The 25,205-nt window shown below is 58.3% G+C and carries 23 protein-coding genes; 14 read left to right on the forward strand and 9 right to left on the reverse strand.

Annotation, left to right across the window (positions count from 1 at the left end; translation table 11 throughout):
• The first annotated feature begins 290 nt into the window (after positions 1 to 290).
• Positions 291 to 734, forward strand: coding sequence for a hypothetical protein (locus YBN1229_RS06920; protein ID WP_046477599.1), 444 nt, complete (start codon positions 291 to 293; stop codon positions 732 to 734).
• Positions 735 to 836: 102 nt separating this feature from the next.
• Here YBN1229_RS06920 and nth read toward each other — a convergent pair whose 3' ends face one another.
• Positions 837 to 1,607, reverse strand: coding sequence for an endonuclease III (nth, locus tag YBN1229_RS06925; RefSeq protein ID WP_046477601.1), 771 nt, complete (start codon positions 1,605 to 1,607; stop codon positions 837 to 839).
• Between the two features lie 56 nt (positions 1,608 to 1,663).
• Here nth and YBN1229_RS06930 point away from each other — a divergent pair, with 56 nt between their 5' ends.
• Entirely contained in the window at positions 1,664 to 2,161 is a 498-nt protein-coding gene (locus tag YBN1229_RS06930) for a DUF2244 domain-containing protein (protein ID WP_046477602.1), read from the forward strand.
• 17 nt (positions 2,162 to 2,178) lie between these two features.
• Here YBN1229_RS06930 and YBN1229_RS18525 read toward each other — a convergent pair whose 3' ends face one another.
• A complete protein-coding gene (locus YBN1229_RS18525) occupies positions 2,179 to 4,416 on the reverse strand; it encodes an SUMF1/EgtB/PvdO family nonheme iron enzyme (protein WP_160298689.1) in 2,238 nt (745 codons plus the stop codon).
• A gap of 289 nt (positions 4,417 to 4,705) precedes the next feature.
• Here YBN1229_RS18525 and YBN1229_RS06945 point away from each other — a divergent pair, with 289 nt between their 5' ends.
• The gene (locus tag YBN1229_RS06945; RefSeq protein ID WP_046477604.1) at positions 4,706 to 5,551 is read left to right on the forward strand and encodes a fumarylacetoacetate hydrolase family protein; all 846 of its coding nucleotides are present in this window, start codon (positions 4,706 to 4,708) and stop codon (positions 5,549 to 5,551) included.
• 189 nt (positions 5,552 to 5,740) lie between these two features.
• On the opposite strand, the gene YBN1229_RS06950 is transcribed toward YBN1229_RS06945, so the two are convergent.
• Positions 5,741 to 7,135: a vWA domain-containing protein gene (locus YBN1229_RS06950; RefSeq protein WP_046480091.1), complete on the reverse strand. Its 1,395-nt coding sequence runs from the start codon at positions 7,133 to 7,135 to the stop codon at positions 5,741 to 5,743.
• Between the two features lie 310 nt (positions 7,136 to 7,445).
• On the opposite strand from YBN1229_RS06950, the gene YBN1229_RS06955 reads away from it, so the two are divergent.
• Complete coding sequence (locus tag YBN1229_RS06955; RefSeq protein ID WP_197540890.1) at positions 7,446 to 8,069, forward strand: LysE family translocator; 624 nt, start codon at positions 7,446 to 7,448, stop codon at positions 8,067 to 8,069.
• Positions 8,070 to 8,082: 13 nt separating this feature from the next.
• On the opposite strand, the gene YBN1229_RS06960 is transcribed toward YBN1229_RS06955, so the two are convergent.
• Positions 8,083 to 11,328 carry a hypothetical protein gene (locus YBN1229_RS06960; protein ID WP_052743762.1) on the reverse strand — a complete coding sequence of 1,082 codons (3,246 nt, stop codon included), beginning with the start codon at positions 11,326 to 11,328 and terminating at the stop codon, positions 8,083 to 8,085.
• 254 nt (positions 11,329 to 11,582) lie between these two features.
• Entirely contained in the window at positions 11,583 to 12,749 is a 1,167-nt protein-coding gene (locus tag YBN1229_RS06965; RefSeq protein WP_160298690.1) for a thiolase family protein, read from the reverse strand.
• A 226-nt stretch (positions 12,750 to 12,975) separates the two neighbouring features.
• On the opposite strand from YBN1229_RS06965, the gene YBN1229_RS06970 reads away from it, so the two are divergent.
• The 5 genes from YBN1229_RS06970 to YBN1229_RS06990 all read left to right on the forward strand — a co-directional run bounded on the left by YBN1229_RS06970 (position 12,976) and on the right by YBN1229_RS06990 (position 17,478).
• On the forward strand, positions 12,976 to 13,488 hold the full coding sequence (locus tag YBN1229_RS06970) for a Fur family transcriptional regulator (protein WP_244466793.1): 513 nt from the start codon (positions 12,976 to 12,978) through the stop codon (positions 13,486 to 13,488).
• 67 nt (positions 13,489 to 13,555) lie between these two features.
• The gene (locus tag YBN1229_RS06975) at positions 13,556 to 14,431 is read left to right on the forward strand and encodes an ATP-binding cassette domain-containing protein (RefSeq protein WP_076605291.1); all 876 of its coding nucleotides are present in this window, start codon (positions 13,556 to 13,558) and stop codon (positions 14,429 to 14,431) included.
• Positions 14,428 to 15,225, forward strand: a complete 798-nt coding sequence (locus tag YBN1229_RS06980; protein ID WP_046477610.1) for a metal ABC transporter permease — start codon at positions 14,428 to 14,430, stop codon at positions 15,223 to 15,225. Before YBN1229_RS06975 ends, YBN1229_RS06980 begins: the two co-directional genes overlap by 4 nt.
• 113 nt (positions 15,226 to 15,338) lie before the next feature.
• Positions 15,339 to 16,571 (forward strand): flavodoxin-dependent (E)-4-hydroxy-3-methylbut-2-enyl-diphosphate synthase, encoded by a 1,233-nt coding sequence (gene ispG, locus YBN1229_RS06985; protein WP_046480095.1) that lies wholly within the window; start codon positions 15,339 to 15,341, stop codon positions 16,569 to 16,571.
• 325 nt (positions 16,572 to 16,896) lie between these two features.
• Positions 16,897 to 17,478 (forward strand): bactofilin family protein, encoded by a 582-nt coding sequence (locus tag YBN1229_RS06990; protein WP_046477613.1) that lies wholly within the window; start codon positions 16,897 to 16,899, stop codon positions 17,476 to 17,478.
• Between the two features lie 154 nt (positions 17,479 to 17,632).
• On the opposite strand, the gene YBN1229_RS06995 is transcribed toward YBN1229_RS06990, so the two are convergent.
• Both YBN1229_RS06995 and YBN1229_RS07000 read right to left on the reverse strand, forming a co-directional pair.
• Positions 17,633 to 18,109 (reverse strand): hypothetical protein, encoded by a 477-nt coding sequence (locus YBN1229_RS06995; RefSeq protein WP_046477616.1) that lies wholly within the window; start codon positions 18,107 to 18,109, stop codon positions 17,633 to 17,635.
• Positions 18,110 to 18,312: 203 nt separating this feature from the next.
• Positions 18,313 to 19,221, reverse strand: coding sequence for a polyprenyl synthetase family protein (locus tag YBN1229_RS07000; RefSeq protein WP_046477622.1), 909 nt, complete (start codon positions 19,219 to 19,221; stop codon positions 18,313 to 18,315).
• Between the two features lie 113 nt (positions 19,222 to 19,334).
• Here YBN1229_RS07000 and mtgA point away from each other — a divergent pair, with 113 nt between their 5' ends.
• The 3 genes from mtgA (at position 19,335) to YBN1229_RS07015 (ending at position 21,699) form a co-directional block, all read left to right on the forward strand.
• Complete coding sequence (gene mtgA / locus YBN1229_RS18645; RefSeq protein WP_152024961.1) at positions 19,335 to 20,720, forward strand: monofunctional biosynthetic peptidoglycan transglycosylase; 1,386 nt, start codon at positions 19,335 to 19,337, stop codon at positions 20,718 to 20,720.
• A gap of 187 nt (positions 20,721 to 20,907) precedes the next feature.
• On the forward strand, positions 20,908 to 21,093 hold the full coding sequence (gene rpmF / locus YBN1229_RS07010; RefSeq protein WP_046477624.1) for a 50S ribosomal protein L32: 186 nt from the start codon (positions 20,908 to 20,910) through the stop codon (positions 21,091 to 21,093).
• 180 nt (positions 21,094 to 21,273) lie between these two features.
• Positions 21,274 to 21,699 carry a hypothetical protein gene (locus YBN1229_RS07015; protein WP_046477626.1) on the forward strand — a complete coding sequence of 142 codons (426 nt, stop codon included), beginning with the start codon at positions 21,274 to 21,276 and terminating at the stop codon, positions 21,697 to 21,699.
• Between the two features lie 173 nt (positions 21,700 to 21,872).
• On the opposite strand, the gene phaR is transcribed toward YBN1229_RS07015, so the two are convergent.
• Positions 21,873 to 22,523, reverse strand: coding sequence for a polyhydroxyalkanoate synthesis repressor PhaR (phaR, locus tag YBN1229_RS07020; protein ID WP_046477627.1), 651 nt, complete (start codon positions 22,521 to 22,523; stop codon positions 21,873 to 21,875).
• A 268-nt stretch (positions 22,524 to 22,791) separates the two neighbouring features.
• Between phaR and YBN1229_RS07025 the strand changes: the two genes are divergently transcribed.
• Together YBN1229_RS07025 and YBN1229_RS07030 are read left to right on the forward strand one after the other, a co-directional pair.
• Positions 22,792 to 23,982, forward strand: coding sequence for an acetyl-CoA C-acetyltransferase (locus YBN1229_RS07025; protein WP_046477628.1), 1,191 nt, complete (start codon positions 22,792 to 22,794; stop codon positions 23,980 to 23,982).
• A 103-nt stretch (positions 23,983 to 24,085) separates the two neighbouring features.
• Positions 24,086 to 24,811 (forward strand): beta-ketoacyl-ACP reductase, encoded by a 726-nt coding sequence (locus YBN1229_RS07030; RefSeq protein WP_046477629.1) that lies wholly within the window; start codon positions 24,086 to 24,088, stop codon positions 24,809 to 24,811.
• A 76-nt stretch (positions 24,812 to 24,887) separates the two neighbouring features.
• On the opposite strand, the gene YBN1229_RS07035 is transcribed toward YBN1229_RS07030, so the two are convergent.
• A complete protein-coding gene (locus YBN1229_RS07035; RefSeq protein ID WP_244465033.1) occupies positions 24,888 to 25,082 on the reverse strand; it encodes a hypothetical protein in 195 nt (64 codons plus the stop codon).
• Positions 25,083 to 25,205 lie beyond the last annotated feature (123 nt).

A 25,205-nucleotide genomic window follows, 5' to 3' on the forward strand; every position in this document is an offset into this window, starting at 1 on the left:
GCCTCTTGGGGCCCCAACCGAGTGCCGCGCTGCGCATTCTGGGATCCAATACGCGCGTTGTGAGTTGACACAACGCGGGGGCACATCGCGTGCAATCAACCTAGCTTAAGAGCCGTGTTCGATCACAGGATTGTCATCGAAAGGAAATGCGTGTTTGCCGAGAATCCGTGCACTGCGTCAGGATGCAGCACGGCAAAAACACAATCTGATTAGGTTACTTGGTATAGGAAAGCTCGCGCTCGGAATTAACGAATTGAGTGCAGTAAAAATTAGTTCAAGCGAGGCAACAAATGATCAGAAAGCTATCCATCGCCCTCAGCGCATGCTGCGCCGTTGCTGCGACGGTCGCCACAGTTTCTCCGGCCGCGGTCGCCAGCGAGCCCACCTTTGACGATCGGCGCGAAATTGCATGCTCGATTATCGCGAAGCACGATCGCGATCGCGACGGACGGCTGAACATTTTTGAAGCCAAGCGCGCGGGCAAGAAAGCTTTCAAGACCCTCGACACCAACGGTAACTGGACGCTTCAGTATCCGGAAGTGGGTAATCGCATCAGCCCGGCTGCCTTCGATCGTTACGATCGCATCAAGATTCGCGGCATGGACCGGATCGAGTGGACCCGACTTGTCAAAGCGCGTTTCCGCGCCGCGAGCCAGGACCGCCGTACGGTCACTTGTGATGATCTGCTGATGAGCCGCGAAGGCCGCGATCTCTTAGCCGTCATCTGGTACTAAGAATTTGCGTCCGAATGGACTGACGAACCATCAACGCCGGCTCAACCGAGCCGGCGTTTTTCGTTTTCATGCCCCAGCGGGGAGTACGAGCCGAATAAAGACCTAGGGAGCCGGTGTCTTATCCTCAAAGAGACACAGATCGCTGATGGGGCAGCGCCAGCATTCCGGCTTGCGAGCCTTGCAGAGATAGCGCCCATGCAGGATCAGCCAATGATGGGCTGCGACGCCGTATTCCTTAGGCACAACGCGCAACAGGTCGTCTTCGACAGCCAGAGGCGTCGTCCCGGCCGATAACCCGATGCGGCGCGCGACGCGATAGACGTGGGTGTCAACCGCCATGGTCGCAGCCCCGAAAGCGACGTTCATCACGACATTGGCCGTCTTGCGCCCCACGCCAGGGAGTGTCTCCAGTGCATCGCGGTCCTGCGGCACCTCGCCGCCGAATTCGTCAATCAACTTCTGGCTAAGAGCGATGACGTTTCGGGCTTTGTTGCGATAAAGTCCGATGGTTTTGATCGCTTCACGCACCCGGTCCTCTCCCAGAGCCAACATTTTCTCTGGCGTATCGGCGATCTTGAACAGGCTACGCGTGGCTTTGTTGACGCCAGCATCCGTGGCCTGTGCGGAAAGCACGACAGCGACCAGAAGCGTGAAGGGATTGGAATGCTCCAGCTCACCTTTTGGCTCGGGGGTAATCTCGTGAAAACGTTCAAAGACTTGTTTGATGGCGTCCGGCGACAGAAGTTTTACGCTGCTCTTCGAGCGCTTCGCGCTTTTGCCAGCCTTGCGGGAACTTTTACGTTCCGCTTGGGCTTTCTGCGTTACGGCCCGTCGGGGAGCGGGCTTGGCATCGCCCGGCATATCGGCTTTCATAGGGACTCCTGGGGCAGGTCCTTGAGGATGAGCGCTTAGGCGCGGATGAGACACTGATGACCGAAGCAACATCGAAAAAGCAAGAGCCGGGGACGTTCAAAGCTGTGCTCTTCCCCTATCGGTCGCTTAGCCCGACCGGTTTCCTTATATTGATGACGCTGATCGGGATTACGAGTTTTTCGTTAGGTTTAGTCTTCGCCTTCATGGGGGCGTGGCCCGTTGTCGGCTTTTTCGGCCTCGACGCCTTGTTGATCTACTTCGCTTTCAAACTCAACTATCGCGCCGGCCGAGAATACGAGATGGTTGACCTAGATCCGCGTCAGCTTGTGCTGACACGTGTCGACCCCAAAGGACGCCGTGAGATCTTTGACTTCAATACCTACTGGGTCCGAGTCAACCTTCTTGAGGAACATGACGGCCGTACAAGCCTGTCATTGTCCTCCCACGGCAACGAGATCGTCTTCGGCAGTTTCCTGACAGACGATGAACGCAAGGATTTCGCCGTCGCATTACATGATGCCTTGTTGACGGCACGCACTGTGCGTCCGGCGTGAGCGACGGTTCCTCTTCTTTATTTCGCGTTATCTGAGCGGGTCTTCGCTGTGAGGACCCGGGCCACACGGAAGCCTGTGTGGTCATTGCGCGTGGACGCCTTTAGGCGATTCCGGCTTGATGAGCGAAGTGACCGCGGAACATCTGGCCATCCCCCCCCACGGACGACCTTCGGACTTTGCCGGTCCCCGGCGAAGGCGGACCCGTCGCCAGGCGCATCGCTGTAGGTATCCGTCCAGGTATCCTGCACCCATTCCGCGACGTTGCCATGCATGTCGAAAAGACCCAAACGGTTGTCGTCGAATTGGCCAACTTCAACAGTTTTGCCCGCGCACCCCCAATGGTCGAATGAGCAGTGAGCGGCTTTGCGGCCTAGATAGGAGCCCGTTGCATAAGTCGTTGTCGTGCCGGCCCTGCAGCAGTATTCCCATTCGGCCTCGGTAAGCAGCCGGTACGTGTGTCCCGTTTCTTCGCTAAGCCACTCGACATAAGACTGCGCATCCATCCAAGACACGTTGATCACGGGCCGCCGTCCGCGTCCCCAACGTTTGTCCGACGGCTGATGCAAAACGCCGCCCGCATCGTAGGCCGCATCCCATTCCTCGAAGGTGATGGGATAGAGGCCAACAGCCAGCGCCCGCGGAATGACAACGCGATGTTCGGGCAGCTCTGACGGGTGCGCCTTTTCTTCTCCTGAGCCCATCGTGAACGTGCCACCCGGCACGATAACAAGCTCTGGCGCGATATCGCTGTCCCGGAAGACGTGCCCGATTTTGAGGAGTTCCGTTTTGACGCCGTCGTCGACAGTCACATCGACCTGCGCCAAACCTTCGGAGCGCAGCTTGATGTCCTGCGCATCACCTTCCGCTCGTGCTTTGGTCTGACGGTGAACCTGCTTTTGACCCTCGTCGAGTTCCTGTAGTCGCCCGTGAGCAATGGACGAGTACCGCCCGTGCGGCCAAACTGCGAGGAAGCGCTGATAGGCTTCAACGCTGTCACGCTGGCTCGCCCAAAGCCAATTCGAATGCTCGCGAGCCTCTGACGACAATTGGTGCGCCCGATCACGCGCTAGCTCTCCATAGTAGCCAGGGAAGTGCTCAGCAAATCTTGTAAGCAGCGCGATGTCGCGGGTGTTGCGCAGCCGTTCCCATTCTGCTGCACCGAGTGCCAATGCAAGTTGCCCGGCCATTTCACCGATATTGTTGATGCTGAGCTGAGTGCCTGCTGGAAGCGTCGGTCCGATCGGTGCGTGCGCCGGTACGGATATAGGCGCGGGCGCCGGAGTGTCAGCAGGCCGTTCGCTGCTCACAGGGGCGGTCGCCGTCTTCACCCTCTCAGGGGAACGGGGTGACGCGGTGTCCTGGGCTTGCCGTTGCGGCTGCGAGGAAGGCTGCGGCGTCGGCGTGACGCGCGTCGCTGCAGGCGTTACGCGTAGCTTTGCCGCGACCGCGTGCCCTCCAACGGTGACGGACGGCCGATTACTATCGCTACGTGCAACGGGCGCTGAAGCCCGAGGGCCTTCGCCCAGGGAAGACATATAAAACGGACCCGGGAGATCGGAATGCATCCAGGGACGTTGCGCGCCGCTCGTTGCTGCAAAGACCCGATCCTGGACGTGCGTGAAAACGTCGGTGATCTCGCCTTCGTCGTCCGCGAGGCTCTCAAGCAGTGCGCTTGTGAACGGACTATGTTTGCCGGGCGTGTCATATGCAAGCTCGCCCGGGCTGGCGGCGAACGCCACAAACGCGCCCTGCGGAGCTTTGATGTAGGCAAGTCCCGAGCCGCTACGCCCACCAGACCGATAGTCCGTATTGAGCGATCGCGTTGCGCTACGTTGAAAAGGGTTTTCCTGACAGGCGTCAATGAGTGCGACGGAGACACCGGCGCGATCGACCATGCCCTCAAGGATGTTACCGAGGAAGAACGAACGCCGATGCACATGATCTTCAAATTCAATCCGTGCATCCACGGGAAGCAAATAGTTTTGCCCCCAAATATTGGTGCCATGACCCGCAAAGTAGAAAAGGGCCGCGGCGCAGCCCTCCATCTTAACGCGAAAGGCATCCAGAGCGTCTTCCATGGCGCCACGGTTCAGATTTTGCCGGACACTGACGTCCCAGCCCATGCGCTTTAGCGCGCGGCTGACCTCGACGGCATCATTGGCGGCATTGGCGAGAGGCGCCGTGCGCTGATACTCCGAATTTCCGATCACGAGCGCGCAACGCTTTCCGCCTCGGGCCGCCTGCGAACCTGCCATCGCCATACCATCCGTCTGTTTGTGTAATTCCCACTCTGATGACAACTCAAACTGCGATTCGTAATTCTGCGAAAGACGGCGACCTGGACAAGTCCACATGCCTGAAATTGGTGTGGGTTAAATTGGCTGAGATCATCTGCGTCCATTTGATGTCTCCGCCGGTTCGCCAAAAGATGAGTGGGTTTGGCTACGCTTGTCTTTGCCCTTTGTCCGCAAACGCGGCATTGTCCGACGCGGCGTAATCTAGCCGGTGGTCGCCGGCCCCACGCAAAGGGAGACAGAAACGCACATGCGGTTGGTTCGCTTTGGCGCACCGGGCGCCGAAAAGCCTGGTATTCTTGACGATGAGGGACGTATCCGCGATCTGAGCGGCCACACCGCGGATTTCGCCAGGGACGGGTTATCCCCCGAACGTTTGGCGCATATTGCTGGACTGGACCGCCAGAGCCTGCCGATGGCTCCTGATGACGCGCGGATTGGTCCGCCGGTCGGCGATGTCCGCAATTTCATCGGTATTGGTCTGAACTACGCCGACCATGCGGCCGAAGCAGGCTTGCACATTCCTAGCGAGCCCGTGGTCTTCAACAAGTTGGCCAACTGCATTATCGGTCCCAACGACGACGTTATGCAGCCTCGCAATGTGCAGAAGATGGATTGGGAGGTCGAACTCGCCTTTGTCATTGGACAGCGTGCCCGTTACGTCGAGAAGGCGGATGCGATGCGGTATATCGCCGGTTTCTGCATCTGCAATGACGTCTCCGAGCGCCACTTTCAGCTCGAGCGCTCCGGTCAATGGGCGAAAGGCAAGTGCTGCGAGACATTTGGCCCCCTCGGGCCGTGGTTGGTAACCCCGGACGAAGTCGACGTGGCGAATCTCGGCCTTTGGCTCGATGTCAACGGCGAGCGCCGTCAGACCGGCTCAACCGCAACGATGATCTTCGACGTGCCCTACATGCTCTCGTACGTCACACAATTCATGGTGCTGGAGGCGGGGGACGTCGTCACGACCGGAACGCCGCCAGGCGTTGCGCTGGGCATGAAAGAGCCGAAGTGGCTACAAGCCGGTGACGTTATTCGCCTCGGGATCGATGGCCTCGGAGAACAATGCCAGAGAGTCGTGCCCTTCAAGCTGTGATGTCGAGACAGCAGACGGCCCGCCCCGGAGATGCAACGGGGGCGGGCCGATAAACGCGCCGGTCTCGGGCCCTTGGGGTCAGAGGGCTGGGCACCTGCGCACGACCATTGTCGGCACTGCCGGCGCGTTTGAGTGCTTCCGGAAAAGTGGGCACCGGTCTTCCGATAGGAAGCACGGTCAACAGAGCCCCTAGTAGGACTGCTGCCGTTTGGCCTTATGCTGCTCGTAACGCATTGTCTTTCGCGTTTTGCTCCATTCATCGCCATCAAGATTGCTGGCCGCCTCCGAATTTTGCGCTTCGAGTTGGTTGAGCGTACCGACGATCGAAGCGGAAGCTGCCCCTGGGCCGCTACCGTATTGCGCGCGCGACTTTGCGAGGTAAGCCGCGTTGTCCTGTAGCAACTTGCGAGCGGCCTTCACGTCACCTTTGTCGCGTAATTCCACCGCTCGTTCGGAGGTCTCCGTTGCGATCTGAGCCGCGACCTGACTCATGACAGCTTTATCGATGCTGTCTTCCTGCGCTTTTTGATCGGTCGAAAAGCTGACGCTGACATCGGCCTTCGCATCGCGTCGCGAACCGGCATCGAGATCGATATAATTCACCGAGACCTGCGCAACATCGTCCGGTTCTGCACGCGTATTGGCGTCGGCCTCCAGTTCAACCACGAGATAGCGTTCGTGACCGCCTGTCAGTTGATTGAGTTTGAGCTTGATACGATTGCCTTCGATATCGGCGGTTCTGCCGAGAATACGTCTGGGACGGAAGCCCTTACGGCATTCGATAATGATTTCGATATCCTGTGCGGCAATGGACAGCGCATCGCCAAATTCGGAGTTGAAGATCTTCACGAGGTCGCTCGGCGTTTCAGCAAATGCGTGGTTGCCGTCGCTCGCCAGCGCGAGCCTTTGCATCAGGTCCTCATTGTAGCCGAGGCCCAATCCGATCGTCGTTACGGAAATCCCTTTGCCGCCGAGCTTCTGGCCAAGCTTTGCAAGTTCGCCTGGGCTCGACGGACCGACGTTGGCCTGCCCGTCGGACATCAGGATCACGCGATTGATACGTCGCTCGGAAAGCTCTTTTTCAACTTGGCGGCCGCCTTCGACGACACCGGCAAAAAGCGCTGTCGTCCCGTCTGCACGCAATCGGTTTACAGCCTGCTGCAAGTCTTGATGTGAGGTCAGCCGTTCGGCAGCTTGCAAAATATCGACGTTATGATTGTAGGCGATGAGGGCCACAATATCGTCCCTGCCCAAACGGCTCAGCGCCATTTCCGTCGCCTCTTTGGCAGCCTCGAGGCGCTTACCACGCATTGATCCCGACCGATCGAGCACAAGCGCGACGTTGACCGGGGGGCGTGACTCTCGGACCTCCGTTTCGACGGGCTTTAAGCTGAGCCGCAAATAAACTTTGCCGCCCTGGGTGGGCAGCACCGATTGACCGAGATCCGCCGTAACGTTGACTTCTGCGGCGAAAGCAGGCGTCCGGATCGCCAAAAACAATCCAATGAAAAGGGCGAAAAGGCTAAGCCCCAGGACCAGGGCCGCTGCTTTCGCAGCCGCCTGAAAAGTGTCCAGTACGGACATGTCGGACGTCTCCTCGCTGATAATTAAAACAATCACGACAAGATGCCGCATCGTTTCGGCGGAAACGGGCAAGGCATTGGGCAAAACCTGGATCAATGGCGGCAGGAAAAAGTTCGCGTGCATCTGTGACCTTGGAGGCACACGAATTGTCGGCACACACGAGAACGAAGATGGGTCTGAGAACCAGGAGGCCGTCGCACCGTCTTGTGTGAAAGTCTCTCGGCGATCATAGTGACGCCGCTCACAAAACGTGGAGTCCATTCAGAGTCCCGCGAACTCAGAAAAGAAAAGTCACGAGGAAATTTGCCCGGTGCAGATCAGTATGACGCTTGGCAGCGCTATCGCTTTGCTCGGGTCCATGGTTGTTCTTGCGGTTGTTCCGAGCGTGAGCGTCATGACGGTAACCGCGCGGGCGGCGTCGGCCGGTTTTCTTCACGGCGTCTTCGTCACGCTCGGCATCGTTGCGGGTGACGTGATCTATATCATGTTGGCGATCTTCGGCCTTGCGCTTCTCACCGAAACGCTGGGAAGCGCTGCCTATCTGATCAAATATGTCGGCGGCGCATATGTGCTCTGGTTGGGTATCAGCCTATGGCGTTCGACGGGACGCGTCACGGGCGAAAGGCACGAGGACGGATCCTCGCTTCTGTCGAGCTTTATGAGTGGCCTGCTTCTCACGTTGGCCGACCAAAAGGTCGTGCTCTTCTACCTAGGCTTTCTTCCGGCTTTTCTGAATCTCTCGAAAATCACGGGTGTCGATCTGGCGATCATTATCGCCATCACAGTCGTTTCTGTGGGAGGAGTGAAGCTCGGCTACGCATATTTGGCGGACCGTGCCGGATTGCTTTTGGGAGCTGGGGCAAGCGGGCTCCTGAACAAGGCCGCAGCCGGTATCATGATCGCCGCCGGCGTCTACCTAATCCTCAAGCCGTAGCAATAAAAACCTCCTAGCGCTCGTCCACGCTGATCAGAGCTTCCTCGACCATTTGCCACGCCTCGACTTCGCTGAGATCGAGATCCGCCATGACCTGCTGAACGTCGCGCAAGCGATCGAGAAGCTCTTGCTCGTCGACGGTCAAGCCATTGGCATAAGCGGTTTCCAATTCGGCGATGATGTAGGAGATGAGGCCGGTTTCTGGGAACAGCATGAGGATCGGGAAAAGTTCGTTCACGTCCCGGTCAGCACGATCGAGAATATCAGCGCGTTGGCCGTTTCCGTCGATCTCGCTGCGGAGACGGGAATATTCTTCACTCAGCGCCAAATTATGCTGGTTCTGGTATTCACCCATCAACTCGTGCAGCCGCTGGTTACGATCGGCATTACGCTTGAGCGCTTTCCAAGCGTCGATCGCCGCCTCGCGCACGCCTTCTGTTCCCAGACGTTCTTTGATGACGACATCCGTCAGGCCGAGCGCCTTTAGCAGCCGGCTCTCATAGTACGAGCGCAATTTCTCGGCTTGTTCAGGCGATAGATCATCACTCTCTGCGGATTTCTTGTCGCGCGCATTATCGGCATACGTCAGATATGTCGGGAGATCCTGCGGCACACTTGCCGGGGCGGCGTTCAGCACGCCGCCTTCCCGCACTTCATCCTTGCCTCCTATCAGCAGCGGATGACCACTTTGCCAAGTTGCCGTAATGGGGTTCGCAGATGAGATTTTGGCGATCGTCTTGTAGAGGTCCTTGTGAACGTAATAGCGGTCGCGTTCGCCCGAACGGACATCTTGCATCACGTAGCGCAAGGTCGCTGCAGCGTTGAGCGCCCGCCGCACGATGGGGTGATGCGAGGGGCTAATTTCTTTAAAGAGAACCTCGGAGGAAAATCCGTCGCGTTCATTGATCGGTTGAAGGTTGTGCAACACGATTGCCGCGTGATCACCAACATGAGGCTGCAACGCAACCGTGACCAGCTGCTTAAGCTCTGCCAGACGCCGATGCTCTTCGCTACTTTCATACTGCTTGCGTGCCACGATCGACAGGAACTCGAAGAGTTCCGGACGCACCAGATAACGGCGCGGTTCCATCGGATCTTGTGCCACCGCCCCGATTGTCGCCCCGGCGTTCAGAACTTTGCGAACGCTGGCCCTGTCACCTGTCTCATTGTCCGAGAGTATGACTTCTTGCGTAAACCCATCGACGGGCGTGATTGGCTGCATGGCCTCAATCACCGCATGCGCCGTCTCATAGGCATCGGGTGCGAGTGCATTTTCAATGATCGCCTCAAGCTGCTTGGCCGAACGTGGCTTGTAGCTCGGCACATCCTGCAAAGGTGAGCGCAGCGCATTGGCACCAAACAACCCGGTCATCAGAACCAGGAGATCGATCGCGATCGCATTGGCAAGCGCCAGATAGGCGAGCCGGTTGCCGTCCTGGAACGCATTCCAGCTCACGACGAAGTTGTGCGCTTTGTCGTCCCGGTTGAGTTCGGCGAAATTGATCCGCTTGCGCAATTGATCGGTGGTTTCGCTGGGCAGCCCGGAATCCGCGAGACAGCCGCGCGCGAAGTCGAACAACTGATCCGTTGTCGAATGCCGTTCGAGCTTTTCGCCGCCAACGCAGTTCTGCGCGAAGACCTTGGCGCCAGCGTTGAGGGTAAACAGTGCGGAAGCGGCATCCGTTGCCCGTTTGGGATCGCAGTCGACCGTTCGAATGCTTTCGCGTGTGGCTGGCGTGGCCGCCATGGCACCGAGCAACTGCGCACATTGCTGCTGAAGATCAGTGAGACGTTCCAAAGTCGGCTGGCGGCGGAAGGCAGCCTTGGCGCGCTCAAATGCAGGAAGTACGTGCGCTGGATCGACATTCAGCGCGGACTCTTCCACGCCGGTTGTGCGTTCGGCCGCGGAGATGCGTCGTTCCGCGGTGGCTGCTTCCCCCTTGAGTTGTGCAAGGGTGCCTTCGATTTGCGACAGCTCCGACTTGATAGAAGCGATGCGTTTATCGATCTCGCTGACGCGCTTTTGGGGGCCGCGCAGGCGTTCGTTGGCCACCTGCAGCTCGGCAGCGACGCGGTCAAGCGCGGCTTTCTCGGCACGCCACATCTGACCGCGACCGGCTTTGCCAGAGCCTTCTACGCCCTTCTCTTCAGCGAGGACCTTGGCCCGCTGCTCATCCATACGCCGCTCGATTTCCGAGACGACTTGCTGCTGTTCAATCACAGCCGTCATGGCGCCGGGACGTTCCGCTTGCAGCTGTGAGAGCTCCTCATTCAGCTGAACGTTCTTGCCTTGCAGTCCGGCTTGTTGGCTTTCCGCCGAGGCGCGACGCTCCTGCTGTTCGGCTATGGTGCGGCGGCGCGCTTCCATTTGTTCGACGAAGTAAGCTTCGATGGCAGATTGCGAGCCCTGGGCTTTTCCGGCGAGCTCGTCGAGCTGGTTCTCATAAGCGCCCCAGCCCTCGGATCGAAAGAGCGTTTCAGTTTCGGTTTGCTGCCGCGCAGAAAGCGTACGTCCGATATCGGCGACAATTCCGGCAACCTGATTCTGCGCCCGCAGCACGGATGCGCGCGTCCGTTCCTCTTGCGGAAAGATCGCGGTGAACCGCGAGTCGAAGGCGAAGAAGACAGAGGTCCCCATGCAGGCCAGAAACATGACCCAAAGAACGGCGTTTCGGACGATCACCTTCGCGCCCTGGAAGTAGGGTCGAACGAGATCGCCCTGCAGGATCGCAAGAAGCAGGATGAGCGCCAACCCGACGCCCGCGAACAAGATATGGTTGGTGGTGAGGGGGAGGCCGCCGGTTGACGCCAGCGCGATGACACCGCCGACAATGCCGAAGCCAGCAAGCATACCCACGATGACGCCAGTGAGACCGTAGACCCGGTTCCGCGAGCGGCTATGCATACCTGTTGCAAACGATTCACCGATCAGCCAGGCGGCGATCAGCATAACGCCCTGTATGCCGAAGGTGATCAAGCCGGACAGAAGCGGTTCGCGCGTGAAATTGCGCATGCCGTCCCACGTTGTCCAGCCAGAGGCCATAGACAAAGCGAACGCGGCTAAACCAAGCAGCGCCAGCCGCCAATTGGAAAGGATGTTGGCTTCGAGCGCGGCCCACATGCGCTTCCAGAAACCCTGCGTAAGCCAAAAAAGCAGAAAGGCGCTCATCAGAGCGAGCAGCGTCGGCCAAGCCGGGCCGATCGCATCTTTCAGCGGCTGCAACCACCCGGTGATTGCGTCTGGGCTCAGATTTTCCATCACCAAATCCGTTTCAGCTCGTCCCCGCTTGCTGACACGGCTTTATCCGGAAGCAGTGTCGGGCGATAGGGATGCTGCGCTCCGATCCGCTGAGAGCCGCGTACACAAACAAATCAATTTGGGGATATTTGCTGCCGATCCTGGCGATAAAGCGACGAATGCGGCGGCAATGGACCGGCGCCGGGGCCTAATTTTGAATAATTGTTCGCGGACCCATCCACATGTGCCCCGACTTTATGCCGAGAGCCTGTCGCTCAAATTGCTTCGAACAAAGCGGCCACGCCGATCCCGCCGATCGCACCTAGCGCCGCAATTCCCAAATTTGGTTTTTTATCGTCGCGTTGACGCACCATGCGGGTGAACAACCGTACGACGAGAACAGCACCAGCTGCCGCCAAGGGATTTCCCCGCACGATCGCTCCACCGTCCGGATTGACGAGATCATCTTCGAGGCCGAGTGAAGATGAAAAAGCGATCGCCTGCGCAGCAGAGTTTTCGTTCAGCTCAACAAGGCCGATGTCTTTCGAATTGAAACCTTCGAGGCGGCCATAGAGCTTCTTCATCGCCTCCATTGGCGCTCCGGCCTCATTCCCGTGGACGACCCCCTGCGAGACGCTCGCCACAAATCGTAAGGCCGGGGGCTTGCCGAGCTTCTGCCAGACCGCCTCGGATACGATTGCGACGATGGCGGCGCCGTCATGCATGGCGCTGGTGTTGCCCGGTGTAAGGGTACCTGTGGGCGGAAGAAACGGAGGAAGTGCAGTAAGTTCGTCCAGAGACGGATCAACGCCGGCGCTCTGGTCACGGGCCTCCTCAGCATTGCCACGCAACGGCACGATCTCTCCGACAAACGTCCGCTTGTCCTGTGCCGCGTTTGCCTTCAGGTGGGACCGCAGCGCCCATTGGTCCTGCTGATCGCGGCTGATGTTCAGGCGCTGGGACAAAACCTCGGACGCTTCAAAAAGCTGGGCGTCCTCCCCTGTTTCTTCGCTCGCGGCCTCCAAGCCAATAAAATGTGGCGTTTGATAAAGGCTCTTCGGCTTAGCGATGCGCCATGGAGCCGTGGAGATGGATTCGGCCCCTCCCGCGATCACGACCTCGGCTTCACCGGTTTCGATAGCACGGCAGCCTGCAACGATGGCATCGAGGCCGGAGGCGCACTGCCGGTCAACGGTAATGGCGGAAGCTGTCTCTGGTAGTCCGGCAGCTAGGCCAATGAGCCTTGCCGGATTTCCGCCCTGCATCGTGTTGCCGAGGATGACTTCGTCAACCGCCGCGGCCTCAAGTCCGCTATCTTCGAGCACCGCAGCAACGACCGGAGCCACGAGGGCCTCAATACGACGGGAGCGATGCAACCCGCCGACACGCCCCAACGCCGTACGTTTCGCTGAAATGATATAAGAATGTCCCGAGCTGGGCATATTGGCTAATGACCCGACCATCGCTATGTGAATTGAGAAAGAGCGACTTGCCTCTGCTGTAAAATGCGGGAGGCCGCCGAAGTGCGCTCATGAAAATAGAGGAAAGTTTACCAAAGTAAGGCGATGCGGAGGGATTACGGACTGTGCATAGTAGGCGCGGCCTGCATCAGGTAATAGATTTGAACTAAGTTTATTGTATTGTGCGGTTTGGGGCAGGAAACAGGCAATGAACCACATGACAAAATCGACTGAAAATTCAGTGGAGTTGACTTTAGAGCCGAACGAACTCGCTAGACTGAACAAGACGCTTGAGCATGCCCGCGAGGCGTTCGACTCAAAAAATCTACGTTTCACAGACCTCCGCGAACAGGTGTTTACGGAGATCGCCTCAACACGCGGGTCCATTGGCGCTTACGACATTCTCGAGCGACTGGCCCAGAAGGGGACCCGGCTCGCACCGATTTCCGTTTACCGGTCCATCGATGCCTTGATGGATGCGGGCGTGATCCACCGCCTTGAAAGCAAAAATGCTTACTTCGCTTGCCGTCGCCATGAGCATGGCGGTAAAGGTCGTCCGATCTTTTTAGCCTGCGAGAACTGCGGCACAGTTACCGAGGTTTCCGCCCAGCCAATTTTTGATGCGATAAAGGAATTGGCTGAAACTGCTGGCTTTGAACCGAAAGTAAAGTTTGTCGAAGTTTCGGGTCTTTGCAGCGAGTGTAAGTCCAACAAAGGGTGATGCTGGGCAGGGCGCGCCCCGATGCCGTTCGTTCAAACATCGCGCCCTCAGTCCGTCGAGCTAGCTCATGCATCAGCCATCGTCGTCTTGCGATGCGCATCACGATCATCCGCCGATCGTTCTTCGCCCCGACGCTCTGCTGAGCGCGGAAGGTTTATTCTATTCTCGCGGTAGCCGGACGATCCTTTCCGACGTCACGCTGGATATCGTTGCTGGCGAAGCTATCACGCTGATCGGTCCCAATGGCGCTGGCAAGACAACGCTCGTGCGTCTCCTGTTGGGTCTGGATAAGCCCGATCGCGGCAGCGTGAACCGCCGCCCCGGCCTTTCGGTCGGGTACGTGCCGCAACGTTTTGATATCGATAGGGCGCTCCCCATAACGGTTGGCCGCTTTTTGGAATTGGGGCTTGCTCCGCGCGTGCACTCTTCCGTCATCACGGAGGCTTTGTCCGAGGTAGGGGCAGACGGTCTGGCTCAGCGGCAGCTATCGTTATTGTCCGGCGGTGAGCTGCAACGCGTATTGCTCGCTCGCGGCCTGTTAAGAAACCCGCAGCTTCTGGTGCTCGATGAGCCCGTTCGTGGCGTCGACTACCTGGGTGAGGCGGAACTTTATGCGCTGATCGGCAAGCTGCGCGATGAACGTGGGTTCGCTGTCTTGATGGTCAGCCATGATTTGCACGTCGTGATGGGCTCCAGTGATCGAGTGCTCTGCCTTAATCGTCATATCTGCTGCTCAGGTGTGCCCACGACCGTTGCCCGGCATCCTGAGTACGAGCGATTGTTCGGGCGACGCCTTGCTCCGGCGTTTGCTGTTTACGAACATCACCACGATCACGCCCACGACTTGTCCGGACGCTCCATAGAACCTGCTTCGGATTCATCAGGTGGCGCAGCTGACACGCCACACAAGGCGCACCCTCGCGATGAGGACGTCGCAAAGTGATTGAGCCGTTTCTACTAAACGCGTTTCTTGCCTCAGTCGGCCTTGCCGTTTTAGCCGCCCCTCTAGGGTGCTTGGTTGTGTGGAATCGCATGGCCTATTTCGGTGAGGCGATCGCACATGCCGGTCTCATGGGGGTCGCACTCTCCCTCGCATTTCAAGTTGATTTGACGCTCAGCGTGTTGCTGGTTGCGCTTGCTGCGGCAGTTTTCGTTCTGGCATTAAGTCGTCAGCGCGTTGTCCCGATCGATTCCGTTCTCGGACTTCTGCACCACGGCGCGTTGTCTCTCGGTATCATCGCGACAGGCGCACTCTCGGGACCTTCGGTCGATTTGCGCAGCTATCTCTTTGGAGACATTTATGCGGTGGTGCCGAGCGATCTGTACTGGCTGGCTGGAACAGCCGTCTTGGTGCTTGGCGCATTGGTCTGGTTATGGCAGCCCTTGTTGCGTATCGCGGTTCACGCCGAGCTCGCCGCTGCCGAGGGCGTTCCGCGTCAACGAATACGTGCGGCCTTCATAATCTTGATGGCGCTTGCCGTCGCGATGGCGATTAAGTTCGTCGGCATTCTGCTGGCGGTCGCTTTTCTAATCGTTCCAGCGGTCGCCGCCCGACCATTCGCGACAACTCCTGAACGAATGGTGGTCATTGCTTTAGCGATCGCGGTTGCGGCCGTTGTCGCGGGGCTATACGGATCGTGGACTTGGGACCTTCCCGGAGGTCCGTCCATTGTGCTGGCGATGGCTCTGGCTGCTGCGACTTCCTTGTTCTGGGTCGGCGCACGCGACAACGGTTGAAGCACCGCTTTGACTGCTAACGTTGACAATTGGCCGGGATTGCCGATTTGAGTACTGCGCCGAAGCTGAAGAAGGCTTTGCGCGAAGCGAAGTTTGGGCGCGAAGGATTTAACATGACGGCATCACGCCGCCTAAGTGCAGCTGTAAACATCGATGGTGTCATCGTCGGAGGCAACGCCCCCGTCGTCGTGCAATCGATGACGAATACGGATACGGCCGATATCGCTGCCACGGTCGCGCAGGTCGCTGCGTTAGCACGCGCCGGTTCTGAGCTCGTCCGGGTTACGGTCGACCGGGACGAAGCCGCCAAGGCTTTACCGCATATCCGCGACCAGCTGCGCGCACAGGGCTGCCAAGTCCCGCTGGTTGGTGACTTTCATTACAACGGTCATACGCTGCTTTCTGAAAATCCGGCGTGTGCCGAGGCGTTGGCAAAATACCGCATAAATCCCGGCAATGTTGGCTTTAAGGACAAGAAGGACCGTCAGTTCTCGGCCATCATCGAGTTGGCGCTGCGCTACGCCAAACCGGTCCGCATCGGCGTCAATTGGGGTTCTCTCGATCAGCAGCTTCTCACGCGTTTGATGGATGAGAACGCCAACAGTCCCACGCCGAAAGATGCGCGCGCGGTGATGCACGAGGCCATCGTGCAGTCTGCGCTGCTTTCAGCAGCCCGCGCCGAGGAACTCGGCATGAAGCCCGAACACATCGTGATCTCCGCGAAGGTGTCTGCTGTACAGGATCTCATCAGCGTCTACACGATGTTGGCTGAAAGGTGCCAATACGCTCTGCACGTTGGCCTCACGGAAGCCGGGATGGGTTCCAAAGGCATAGTCGCTTCGTCGGCCGCGATGGGTGTGCTGCTTCAAAGTGGAATCGGCGATACGATCCGCTTCTCATTGACACCGGAACCGGGCGGTGACCGCACGTTGGAGGTGCGCGCCGCACAAGAGTTATTGCAGACGATGGGTTTGCGATCGTTCGTGCCGATCGTTGCGGCCTGCCCCGGCTGTGGTCGTACGACGTCGACGGTGTTCCAGGAGTTGGCGCGCGATGTCCAGGATATGATCCGGGACCGCATGCCAGAGTGGAAGACCCGCTATCCCGGTGTCGAGACGTTGAACCTCGCCGTCATGGGCTGCATCGTGAATGGCCCTGGTGAATCCAAACACGCTGATATCGGCATTTCATTGCCCGGCACCGGCGAGCAGCCCTCCGCACCCGTCTTCATCGATGGCAAAAAGGCCCTGGTGTTGCGCGGTCCCAACATCGCGGAAGAGTTCAAAAATATCCTTGAAGACTATATCGAACGCCGCTTCGGCGCTGCGAACCGTAAAGCGGGCTAACGCCGGCCCGACGAGCATACCTTGTACTCTTGGTGGCTAATTCGAAGCGCTATGGAGCGCAACGATCCCTCGTGATCTTCCGCGTGCGGAGCCCACTGTTTTGCCATCTAAAATTGCGTCCCTGTGGGCACACTCCCGTTGAAATCCAATAAATTGAAGTCGCCATTCAGAGGCGAATCAACAATTCATACACATGCTGCTTGAGCGACGCTGTAAGCGGCGCAACGGAGCTTTAGCGATCCTGGACGTTTAAGCAGGGCGAGCCATGCGAACCGCATCCCGATGATGCGCATCTGCCCAAACCTCGAATAAGGGATGAAACAGCATGTTGTTCTCAAGAAGCTCAGGCGAAGAAGCAAACCAATTTCACGCTGATGTGACGGAGGGGCACACGGGGGCCTCTGCACCAGAATCTCAATCGGCTGGTAAGGAGCAGACGTTGAACAGAATCGACAAGGGAAAGTCCACCAGTTCGGTGATCGACGAATGGCTTTCGATCACGGGCAATCTGCAGACCGACGGTGACGTACTCGTCAACGGCAAGATTCATGGCGATGTGCGCTGCAAACTTTTGATCGTCGGTCAACAGGCCGAGGTTGAAGGTCTCGTCGTTGCGGATGAAGTTGTCGTCCGTGGCGCTGCACGCGGGGTTATTCGCGCTAATCGCGTGCGCATCGAGAAATCCGCGCGTGTCGATAGCGAAGTATTCCATCGCGCCCTGTGCGTGGAAGAAGGAGCGGAGTTCGTTGGTATGTCGCGACGTTCTGACGACCCCGTTAACGAACTGGCGTCCACCGAAAGCCAATCCGCTGCTTTGCAGGAAGTCGCTGAGAAAATGAAGAAGTCGGGCTCCAAGCCTGCAGCTGCGAGCAAGAGCGACACAGACAAGAGCGCTGCCGTCGCCTGATCCTCTCGCTCAAGCGAATAGAACTGCTTTCAGCCTGATAGAGAATGCAATGAGGCCAGCAAATGCGCTGGCCTTATTTTTTTGGTCATGCCGTCGCGGCGACAAAAAAAAGCCCCGGCTCGAGCCGGGGCTTTCAAGGTGGCAGTAGTAACTCTTAGCGACGGTCGCCGCGAACGTGCGCCGCGCGGGGTGCACGATTGAAAAGGCTTGCACGCGGAGCACGTTCCGTGCGCGTGAACAGCGGACGTGCGGGACGCTCAGCGCGAACATGCGAAACACGCTCTTCGCGAGGAGCAAGCTTGAACAGCGGATCGCGCGGCGGAAGCTTGAACATGTCACGCGTGAACAGCGGGCGGCGGACGCGCTCAGTGCGAACGTGCGAAACACGCTCAGCGCGAGGGGCGAGCTTGAACAGCGGATCGCGCGGCGGAAGCTTGAACATGTCACGCGTAAACAGCGGACGAGCTGCGCGCTCGGTGCGGACGTGCGCAACGCGTTCGCGCGAGTGAGAGAACATCTTGCAGATACGGCATTCGCGCGCACCGTCGCCACGCGAACCAGCCTGCGAAGCAGCGGGAATAGCCACAAGTGCGGCGGTCACGACGGCCGCACGAACGAAGGTCTTCAGCATCTATAGTTTCCTCTTTCCAGTCTCTGGCGCGGACCGGTTCTCAGCACACGCCGCTGCCACCATTTAACCGTTTTCAAGCCTGGCGGCATGGGTCGCCTTTGAGATTGGTTAGGTCGAAAGGTTAACGCCCGTGAAATAGCTGTATCGACGGGGAGGTACAACAAGCGAGCGAGCCCGAAAACAGGCTTTGGTGCGTATGCATGTCAATGGTCGCGGCTGGCAACGAATTCCGCGGCTGCAATGAGGGTTTCTGCCCGCTTACCAAACATTTTAAGCTCCGCTTTGGCCTGGTTAAGAGCCCTGGTGAGAGCCTCCCGCGCTGCGTCGATACCCATAAGGGAGACGAGCGTCGCCTTGCCGGCCTCTGTGTCTTTGGCAACAGCCTTGCCGACGCGCTCAGCGTCTCCTTCCGCATCCAGAAGGTCGTCTGCGATCTGGAACGCGACGCCCAGATGCTCCCCGAACTGGCGCAGGGCCGCACGTTCAGGGCCCGTATGGCCAGCCAGAACTGCGCCTGCCTCGCATGAAAACCGAATGAGTCGTCCGGTCTTCATTGCCTGCAGGTTCGTGACGTGATCGACGTTGGGTGTCGCCGGGATAGAGAGCTTTTCAGATTCAAGGTCAATCGCTTGGCCGCCGACCATTCCAGCCGCGCCCGACGCAGCGGCGAGTTCGCGCGTCAACGTTATCGCGCTGAGCCCGTCGCAATTGCCGGATATAGCGGTATCTGCCAGAACCTGGAACGCAAGGGCCTGCAGAGCGTCCCCCGCTAAAATGGCCGTCCATTCGTCAAAAGCCGCCCACACAGTGGGTTTGCCTCGCCGGAGCTGATCATCGTCCATGGCTGGAAGATCGTCGTGTATCAGGCTGTAGCCATGAACAAGCTCGACAGCTACCGCGCACGCCAGCGTGCGTTCTGAAGGCACATCAAACAGGGCAGCGCTTTCGATGACAAGGAAGGGGCGCAGCCGTTTTCCGCCCCCGAGCATCCCGTGGCGCATCGCCGCGACTAGGCGTTCCGGTGCGCCAGTTCTATTAACGTCGTTGAGCAATTCCTCAAGTTTACTCTCGACCAATTGGCCGTTGTGGCGAAGCTTCTCTGCAAAATTCATGGAAGAGGTACTCTTGAGCTGTCGACGAGGGCGGGGGATAACCCAGGGGTGGGCAGGTCACCGGCCGCGCCCGACACAGACGGGAACCCAAAGCAGCCGAGTGTCAAGGCCGTATGCACGACCGAAAGCTGACAGTCTGCGTTGATCGCGCTGGCCCGGAGATGACGAACGAACCTGTAAAGGAAACGTCGACCTCCGAACAGCCGCCGATGCCGCATGAGGCCGCGCGCCGCGATATCCTGGCGCGTTTGGTGCTGGCAGCCACGGAAGTCGCACAGGTATCACCGGAGCGCGTTGCCGAAACAGATGGGTCCGATCCTGCGGTAAGCGGGGACAGGGGCCTTCCCCCAGCGAGGATATCCGAACCGGCCCGAGAACTGCTTCCATCAGTCCCCGCTGCTCCTCTGCCGTTGGGTAGACAGGGAGCAGACGAAGAACCGTGCGAGGTGGGAAGCGAGCCGCTGTCGCAAGGCCAGTCAGAAGGAGAGGCTGTATCGGAGCCCGAGCCGGTTCTCCCCGCGGAACCAGTTGAAAACACAGGAGAGGGACAAGTCCAGGAGGCGCCGGCTACCGAAGTCGATACTGCTCCAGTAAGCTCCGAACCTGTCCTTCCGGCCAGCGCCGCCAACGTCGAAACCGGCCCCGAACCGGCGGCCGAGATAAGTGCTCAGTTAGAGGCACAGGCATTCCAACGTTCGGCCGCGCCGATGAGCCGATCCTATTATGCAGGTCCGACCGCTGGCGCGATGGACGCACCAGTTCCGTCTCAACTGCAACGAGAGACACGCACCGAACCGACGAAACGTCGCAAGATAACGCGAATAATTGGTCGTGTGGCTCGGTATATGATGCTCGCACTGGTTGCATGGTATGTGGCGATGGTGGTCCTGGTCGCGGTGCTTGGCTTCGTCAATCCACCCACCTCCGCCCTAATGCTGATCCGCGCAGCGCAAGACGTCGACATCGATCAGCGCTGGGTTCCGCTCAACAAAATTTCCCCCAAACTCGTGCATGCGGTGATCGTGTCGGAGGACGGGCGTTTCTGCCGCCATTGGGGCATCGACCCGAGAGAGATTCTGGCGGCCATTCGGCGTGCGAACGGTGGTACACCGCGTGGCGCCTCCACAATGACCATGCAACTTGCTAAGAACATGTTCCTGTGGCCGCAGCAGAGCTATGTCCGCAAAGCACTTGAAGTCCCGTTGACGCTGACGATAGATGCGCTGTGGTCGAAGGCGCGTATTGCCGAGATTTACCTGAATATTGTCGAATGGGGACCCGGTATATTCGGTGCCGAAGCAGCAGCGCGTCGTCATTTCGATAGGTCGGCAGAGAAACTCACAACCCGCCAGGCCGCACTCTTGGCGGTCTCGTTGCCAAGCCCGATCAGACGCAAGCCTGGCTCTCCGAGCCGCCTGATGAATAAAATGGCATCCACGATTATTGCTCGTATGCGCACCATGTCCAATGCGGATGCCTGCGTCACCGAAGCTCGGTAGTGTCGGGCAAAGGCCCCGAAGGGACTGGCGTTTCCGCGATTTTACGCGTATATAGCCCGGCAAATGATCGGGGGAAGTCGCCATGCTGAGCGGCCGCCCGCGTGAAAAGTTATAGACAATCAAGCCTGTTAGCGGTCTGGGGCACACCTCCGACGCCAGCGGGTCATATGCACTTTGGAGTCGAGAAATGGCAGTTCCAACAAAGAAAGTATCGCGGACGAAGCGCGGCACCCGCCGTTCGCACGATTCGCTCAGCGCCCCGACCTATGTTGAAGACAAGGAATCGGGTGAGCGTCGCCGTCCGCATCACATCGACCTGAAGAGCGGAAAATACCGTGGTCGTCAGATCTTGGCCCCCCAATCTGACGTCTGATAGATTGACGCTACGCAATTTCCCCATGATCGTCTGACCACTATCGAGTCGCGGCCGAGCTGATATGAGCTTGGCCAGGACGTTCTGCGGGGCATGGACCTGATTGCCACGTGAAACGTTCAGCTGTCATGTACTGATGCTATTCCAGCCTGCCTCGGGCTATCACGGGAGATGTAGTAGATGTCGATCCGGTCCCTGCCGCTAATCGTTTTCGCCTTTATTTTCTATAATATCGTTGTGTTGCTAGGCGGCAGCGCGGCGCCTGACGACGTTCTGCGTCAAGAAATCTTCCAGTTGCCGTCCTTCCGCGGTGGCGAACGGGTGTGGAGCTTCAACTGGGGCGATCTTATTTTGCTCGTCACCATGCTGATGCTCTTCGCTGAGATCTTGAAGGCGACATACACGTCGACGGCGTCGTTGCTCGATCACGGATTATCGATGGTGGTGTTCATCGCGTGCCTTATCGAGTTTCTGCTCGTGGATGCGGCCTTCACCAGCGTGTTCTTCCTGATCATGGTTGCAACCCTGATCGACGTGGTCGCTGGATACACAATAGGAATTCGTGTGGCGCGCAGGGATATTGGCTTTGGTGGCTTAGACCACTAGTGACGACGGTCGTCCTTTAAGCGAACCGAACATCGACGCGCCAACATCTCGTTGGCGCGTCTTTTTTTATCTTGAAGCGTTATGAATTCTGCAAAGGCGTTCGGCTCACGGTAGGAACCGTCTGAGTAACGGGGGCCAGCGTGGGGGATATCCGCCACCTGTTCAGCGTGAACTCAGTCCTGGTCGCGGGAGAGTTTCTCGATTTTCTGCTGCATCGCCGCCAACTGAGACTTCAGCTCGGCAATATCGTCGAGAGAAGCGCTATTTGTTGCTGACGCGGATCCACTTTCCGAGGACTCCGTCTCTGAGCCGGGCTGTGGGGTGCTTTGGGCCGCGTCCGCACCTTTCGGTGAAAAAGGCGTCCACATCGACATGGCCTGCTCAAAAATTGCCATGTTGCGCCGAGCTTGCTCTTGGTATGCCTCGAACGCAGCGGAAGGATTGCCGAAGGCCGTTGCGAACTGACTGCGGAAGCGCTCTTGTTCCTTCACCAGTGCCTCAAGACTAAATTGCAGGTAGGTGGGCACCATCCGCGCAATACTGTCATCGTAGAAGCGGATCAACTGCCTGAGGAACGGAATAGGCAGCAGCGTCTGTCCCTTGCTTTCCTGGTCGACAATGATTTGCGTTAAAACAGAATGGGTTAGTTCATCGCCGGTTTTAGCGTCGTAGACAACGAAATCGCGATCGGAGCGCACCATGGCCGCCAGATCGTCGAGCGTTACGTAGGTGCTCGTTTCGGTATTGTAGAGGCGGCGGTTGGCGTACTTCTTGATGACGACGGTTTCACGCTTCTCGCCGGACGCTTCAGGTTTGTTCAGCATATTCGAAAAATCCCGATGTCCTGCATTGTTGTGCGCTGCATGAAAGTAACATAGCAGCCGGTGCTCTTGAAAGCCGTTTGTGCTGATTGATTAGGCATACTGAGACAATTGACCCTCGTTAGTCCCGATTGCCGTCGTGATCGACTAACTGCTATCACCGCTAGAACGGGTTTCCAGCCAATCGTGTTACGACGCTTGGTCATCACGCCCCGATCCGATTAAATTTATCATTAAGCGGCCGGCATAGACCCGGCGAAGGAGACGCTACATGAGCCAAGATAATGAGACGATCGTAATTGCTAGCGCGGCACGCACGCCCGTCGGTTCGTTCAATGGCTCGTTAGCGGCGGTTCCAGCCCACGAACTCGGAAAAGTCGCCATTACGGCGGCGTTGGAGCGGGCTGGCGTTCAACCCAACGAGGTCTCCGAGGTTATTCTCGGTCAGGTTTTGACGGCCGGTGCCGGTCAAAATCCAGCCCGTCAGGCGTCCATCGCGGCGGGTCTCCCGATTGAAACAACCGCTTGGGGTATGAACCAGGTCTGCGGCTCCGGTCTGCGCGCCGTGGCGCTCGGCGCTCAGCAGATCATGACTGGGTCGGCTTCCATTGTTGTCGCCGGTGGCCAGGAAAACATGAGCATGTCGCCCCACTGCATGCATCTGCGCGACGGTGTGAAGATGGGCGACGCCAAGATGATCGACACCATGATCCGCGATGGCCTGTGGGACGCCTTTAACGGCTATCACATGGGAACGACCGCTGAAAACGTTGCCCGCCAGTTTCAGATTACTCGCGAAGAGCAAGACGCCTTCGCAGCTGCGTCTCAGAACAAGGCGGAAGCAGCCCGCAAAGCCGGTAAGTTCAAGGATGAAATTGCACCGGTGACGGTCAAGACGCGCAAGGCCGAGGTGGTCGTCGATCAGGACGAGTACATCAAGGAAGGCGTCACTGCGGAATCGATTGCGAAGCTGCGTCCGGCTTTTGATCCTAAGGAAGGCACCGTAACGGCCGCTAACGCATCCGGCATCAACGACGGTGCGGCGGTTGCACTGCTGATGACGGCGGCTGAAGCCAAGCGTCGTGGCTTGACCCCATTGGCGCGCATCGTGTCATGGGCAACGGCCGGCGTCGATCCGTCCGTCATGGGTACCGGCCCGATCCCAGCAGCCAAGAAAGCACTCGAAAAGGCTGGCTGGTCAGCGGATGACCTCGATCTTATTGAGGCCAATGAAGCCTTCGCGGCGCAGGCTTGCGCGGTCAACAAGGGACTCGGCTGGGACCTTTCCAAGGTCAACGTCAACGGCGGCGCTATTGCTATCGGCCATCCCATCGGAGCTTCGGGCTGCCGCATTCTCAATACGCTGCTGTTCGAAATGCGTCGTCGTGATGCGCGCAAAGGCCTGGCAACCCTGTGCATCGGTGGCGGTATGGGCATCGCTCTTTGCGTCGCCCGCGATTGAGGGTTCACGCAATTACTTTAGGATTCCGGAGGCGCAGCTTTGCCCTCCGGCATTTTTCAGTTTGAAAAACATAAGCGTTTACAACTAGGAAGAGGAAGAAAACATGGCAAGGGTAGCCGTCGTTACAGGTGGTACGCGCGGTATCGGTCACGCCGTTTCTGTTGCACTCAAAGAAGCCGGATATCGTGTTGCCGCCAACTACGCCGGCAATGATGAGGCAGCTGAGAAATTCAAGGCGGCAACTGGTATTCCGGTTTTCAAGTGGTCGGTTGCCGACTTTGACGCGTGCGCCGAAGGCATCAAGCGCGTTGAGGCCGAGGTCGGTCCTGTGGATGTCCTCGTCAACAATGCCGGCATTACGCGTGACGGCATGTTCCACAAGATGACACGTGAGCAGTGGGACGCGGTCATCGGCACCAACCTCAACGGCTTGTTCAATATGACCCGGCCCGTCTGGGAAGGCATGCGTGATCGCAAGTTTGGCCGCATCATCAATATCTCGTCGATCAATGGCCAGAAGGGCCAGATGGGCCAGGTGAACTACTCAGCCTCGAAGGCCGGCGATCTCGGGTTTACGAAAGCGCTCGCACAGGAAGGTGCATTCAAGGGCATCACCGTCAATGCGATCTGCCCGGGCTACATCGGCACTGAGATGGTGCGCGCCATCGACCCTGCGGTACTTGAAAAGAACATCCTGCCGTACATTCCTGTCGGCCGATTGGGTGAGCCTGAAGAAATCGCACGTATCGTAGTATTCCTGGCCTCCGAAGATGCTGGTTTCATCACCGGTTCGACGATCTCGGCCAACGGTGGCCAGTACATGGTCTGATCGTTTTTTCTCGATCGAGAATCCACGTTGGAGGGAGCCTCAGGGCTCCCTCTTTTTTTGAAGGCGGCCTCGGATCTCACGGATGTGCGATGCGCTCTTCGGGAGGGTTGCGCTTATCGCCCCGTTGATTGCTTCTCCGGGAATAGGTGATCATCGCTTCGGGATGAACAATCTTCGCCTTAAGGGCGGCGACGAGCGCATCTTCCGCCTCAACGACAACGTGGTTCGCTTTCCCCTCAAGTTTGAGGCCGACAGTGAATTTCTGGGTCACAGGGCACCTCTCGATCAAAAGCATCGCCGAAGTGGCACCCGAGAGTAGATCAAACAGCCCGGTAGTGCATCTTCAACGTGCCGGAGCCGCGAGGGAGACTAACCGCCTCACCTCTCAAACAGT

Source organism: Candidatus Filomicrobium marinum, from assembly GCF_000981545.1.
GTDB classification, from domain to species: domain Bacteria; phylum Pseudomonadota; class Alphaproteobacteria; order Rhizobiales; family Hyphomicrobiaceae; genus Filomicrobium; species Filomicrobium insigne.

Coding starts and splice junctions, on each gene's coding strand:
- YBN1229_RS06920 (WP_046477599.1), top strand. CDS start 291: ATGATCAGAAAGCTATCCATCGCCCTCAGCGCATGCTGCGCCGTTGCT.
- nth (WP_046477601.1), bottom strand. CDS start 1,607: ATGAAAGCCGATATGCCGGGCGATGCCAAGCCCGCTCCCCGACGGGCC.
- YBN1229_RS06930 (WP_046477602.1), top strand. CDS start 1,664: ATGACCGAAGCAACATCGAAAAAGCAAGAGCCGGGGACGTTCAAAGCT.
- YBN1229_RS18525 (WP_160298689.1), bottom strand. CDS start 4,416: ATGGCAGGTTCGCAGGCGGCCCGAGGCGGAAAGCGTTGCGCGCTCGTG.
- YBN1229_RS06945 (WP_046477604.1), top strand. CDS start 4,706: ATGCGGTTGGTTCGCTTTGGCGCACCGGGCGCCGAAAAGCCTGGTATT.
- YBN1229_RS06950 (WP_046480091.1), bottom strand. CDS start 7,135: ATGTCCGTACTGGACACTTTTCAGGCGGCTGCGAAAGCAGCGGCCCTG.
- YBN1229_RS06960 (WP_052743762.1), bottom strand. CDS start 11,328: ATGGAAAATCTGAGCCCAGACGCAATCACCGGGTGGTTGCAGCCGCTG.
- YBN1229_RS06965 (WP_160298690.1), bottom strand. CDS start 12,749: ATGCCCAGCTCGGGACATTCTTATATCATTTCAGCGAAACGTACGGCG.
- YBN1229_RS06970 (WP_244466793.1), top strand. CDS start 12,976: ATGAACCACATGACAAAATCGACTGAAAATTCAGTGGAGTTGACTTTA.
- YBN1229_RS06975 (WP_076605291.1), top strand. CDS start 13,556: ATGCATCAGCCATCGTCGTCTTGCGATGCGCATCACGATCATCCGCCG.
- ispG (WP_046480095.1), top strand. CDS start 15,339: ATGACGGCATCACGCCGCCTAAGTGCAGCTGTAAACATCGATGGTGTC.
- YBN1229_RS06990 (WP_046477613.1), top strand. CDS start 16,897: ATGTTGTTCTCAAGAAGCTCAGGCGAAGAAGCAAACCAATTTCACGCT.
- YBN1229_RS06995 (WP_046477616.1), bottom strand. CDS start 18,109: ATGCTGAAGACCTTCGTTCGTGCGGCCGTCGTGACCGCCGCACTTGTG.
- YBN1229_RS07000 (WP_046477622.1), bottom strand. CDS start 19,221: ATGAATTTTGCAGAGAAGCTTCGCCACAACGGCCAATTGGTCGAGAGT.
- mtgA (WP_152024961.1), top strand. CDS start 19,335: ATGCACGACCGAAAGCTGACAGTCTGCGTTGATCGCGCTGGCCCGGAG.
- rpmF (WP_046477624.1), top strand. CDS start 20,908: ATGGCAGTTCCAACAAAGAAAGTATCGCGGACGAAGCGCGGCACCCGC.
- YBN1229_RS07015 (WP_046477626.1), top strand. CDS start 21,274: ATGTCGATCCGGTCCCTGCCGCTAATCGTTTTCGCCTTTATTTTCTAT.
- phaR (WP_046477627.1), bottom strand. CDS start 22,523: ATGCTGAACAAACCTGAAGCGTCCGGCGAGAAGCGTGAAACCGTCGTC.
- YBN1229_RS07025 (WP_046477628.1), top strand. CDS start 22,792: ATGAGCCAAGATAATGAGACGATCGTAATTGCTAGCGCGGCACGCACG.
- YBN1229_RS07030 (WP_046477629.1), top strand. CDS start 24,086: ATGGCAAGGGTAGCCGTCGTTACAGGTGGTACGCGCGGTATCGGTCAC.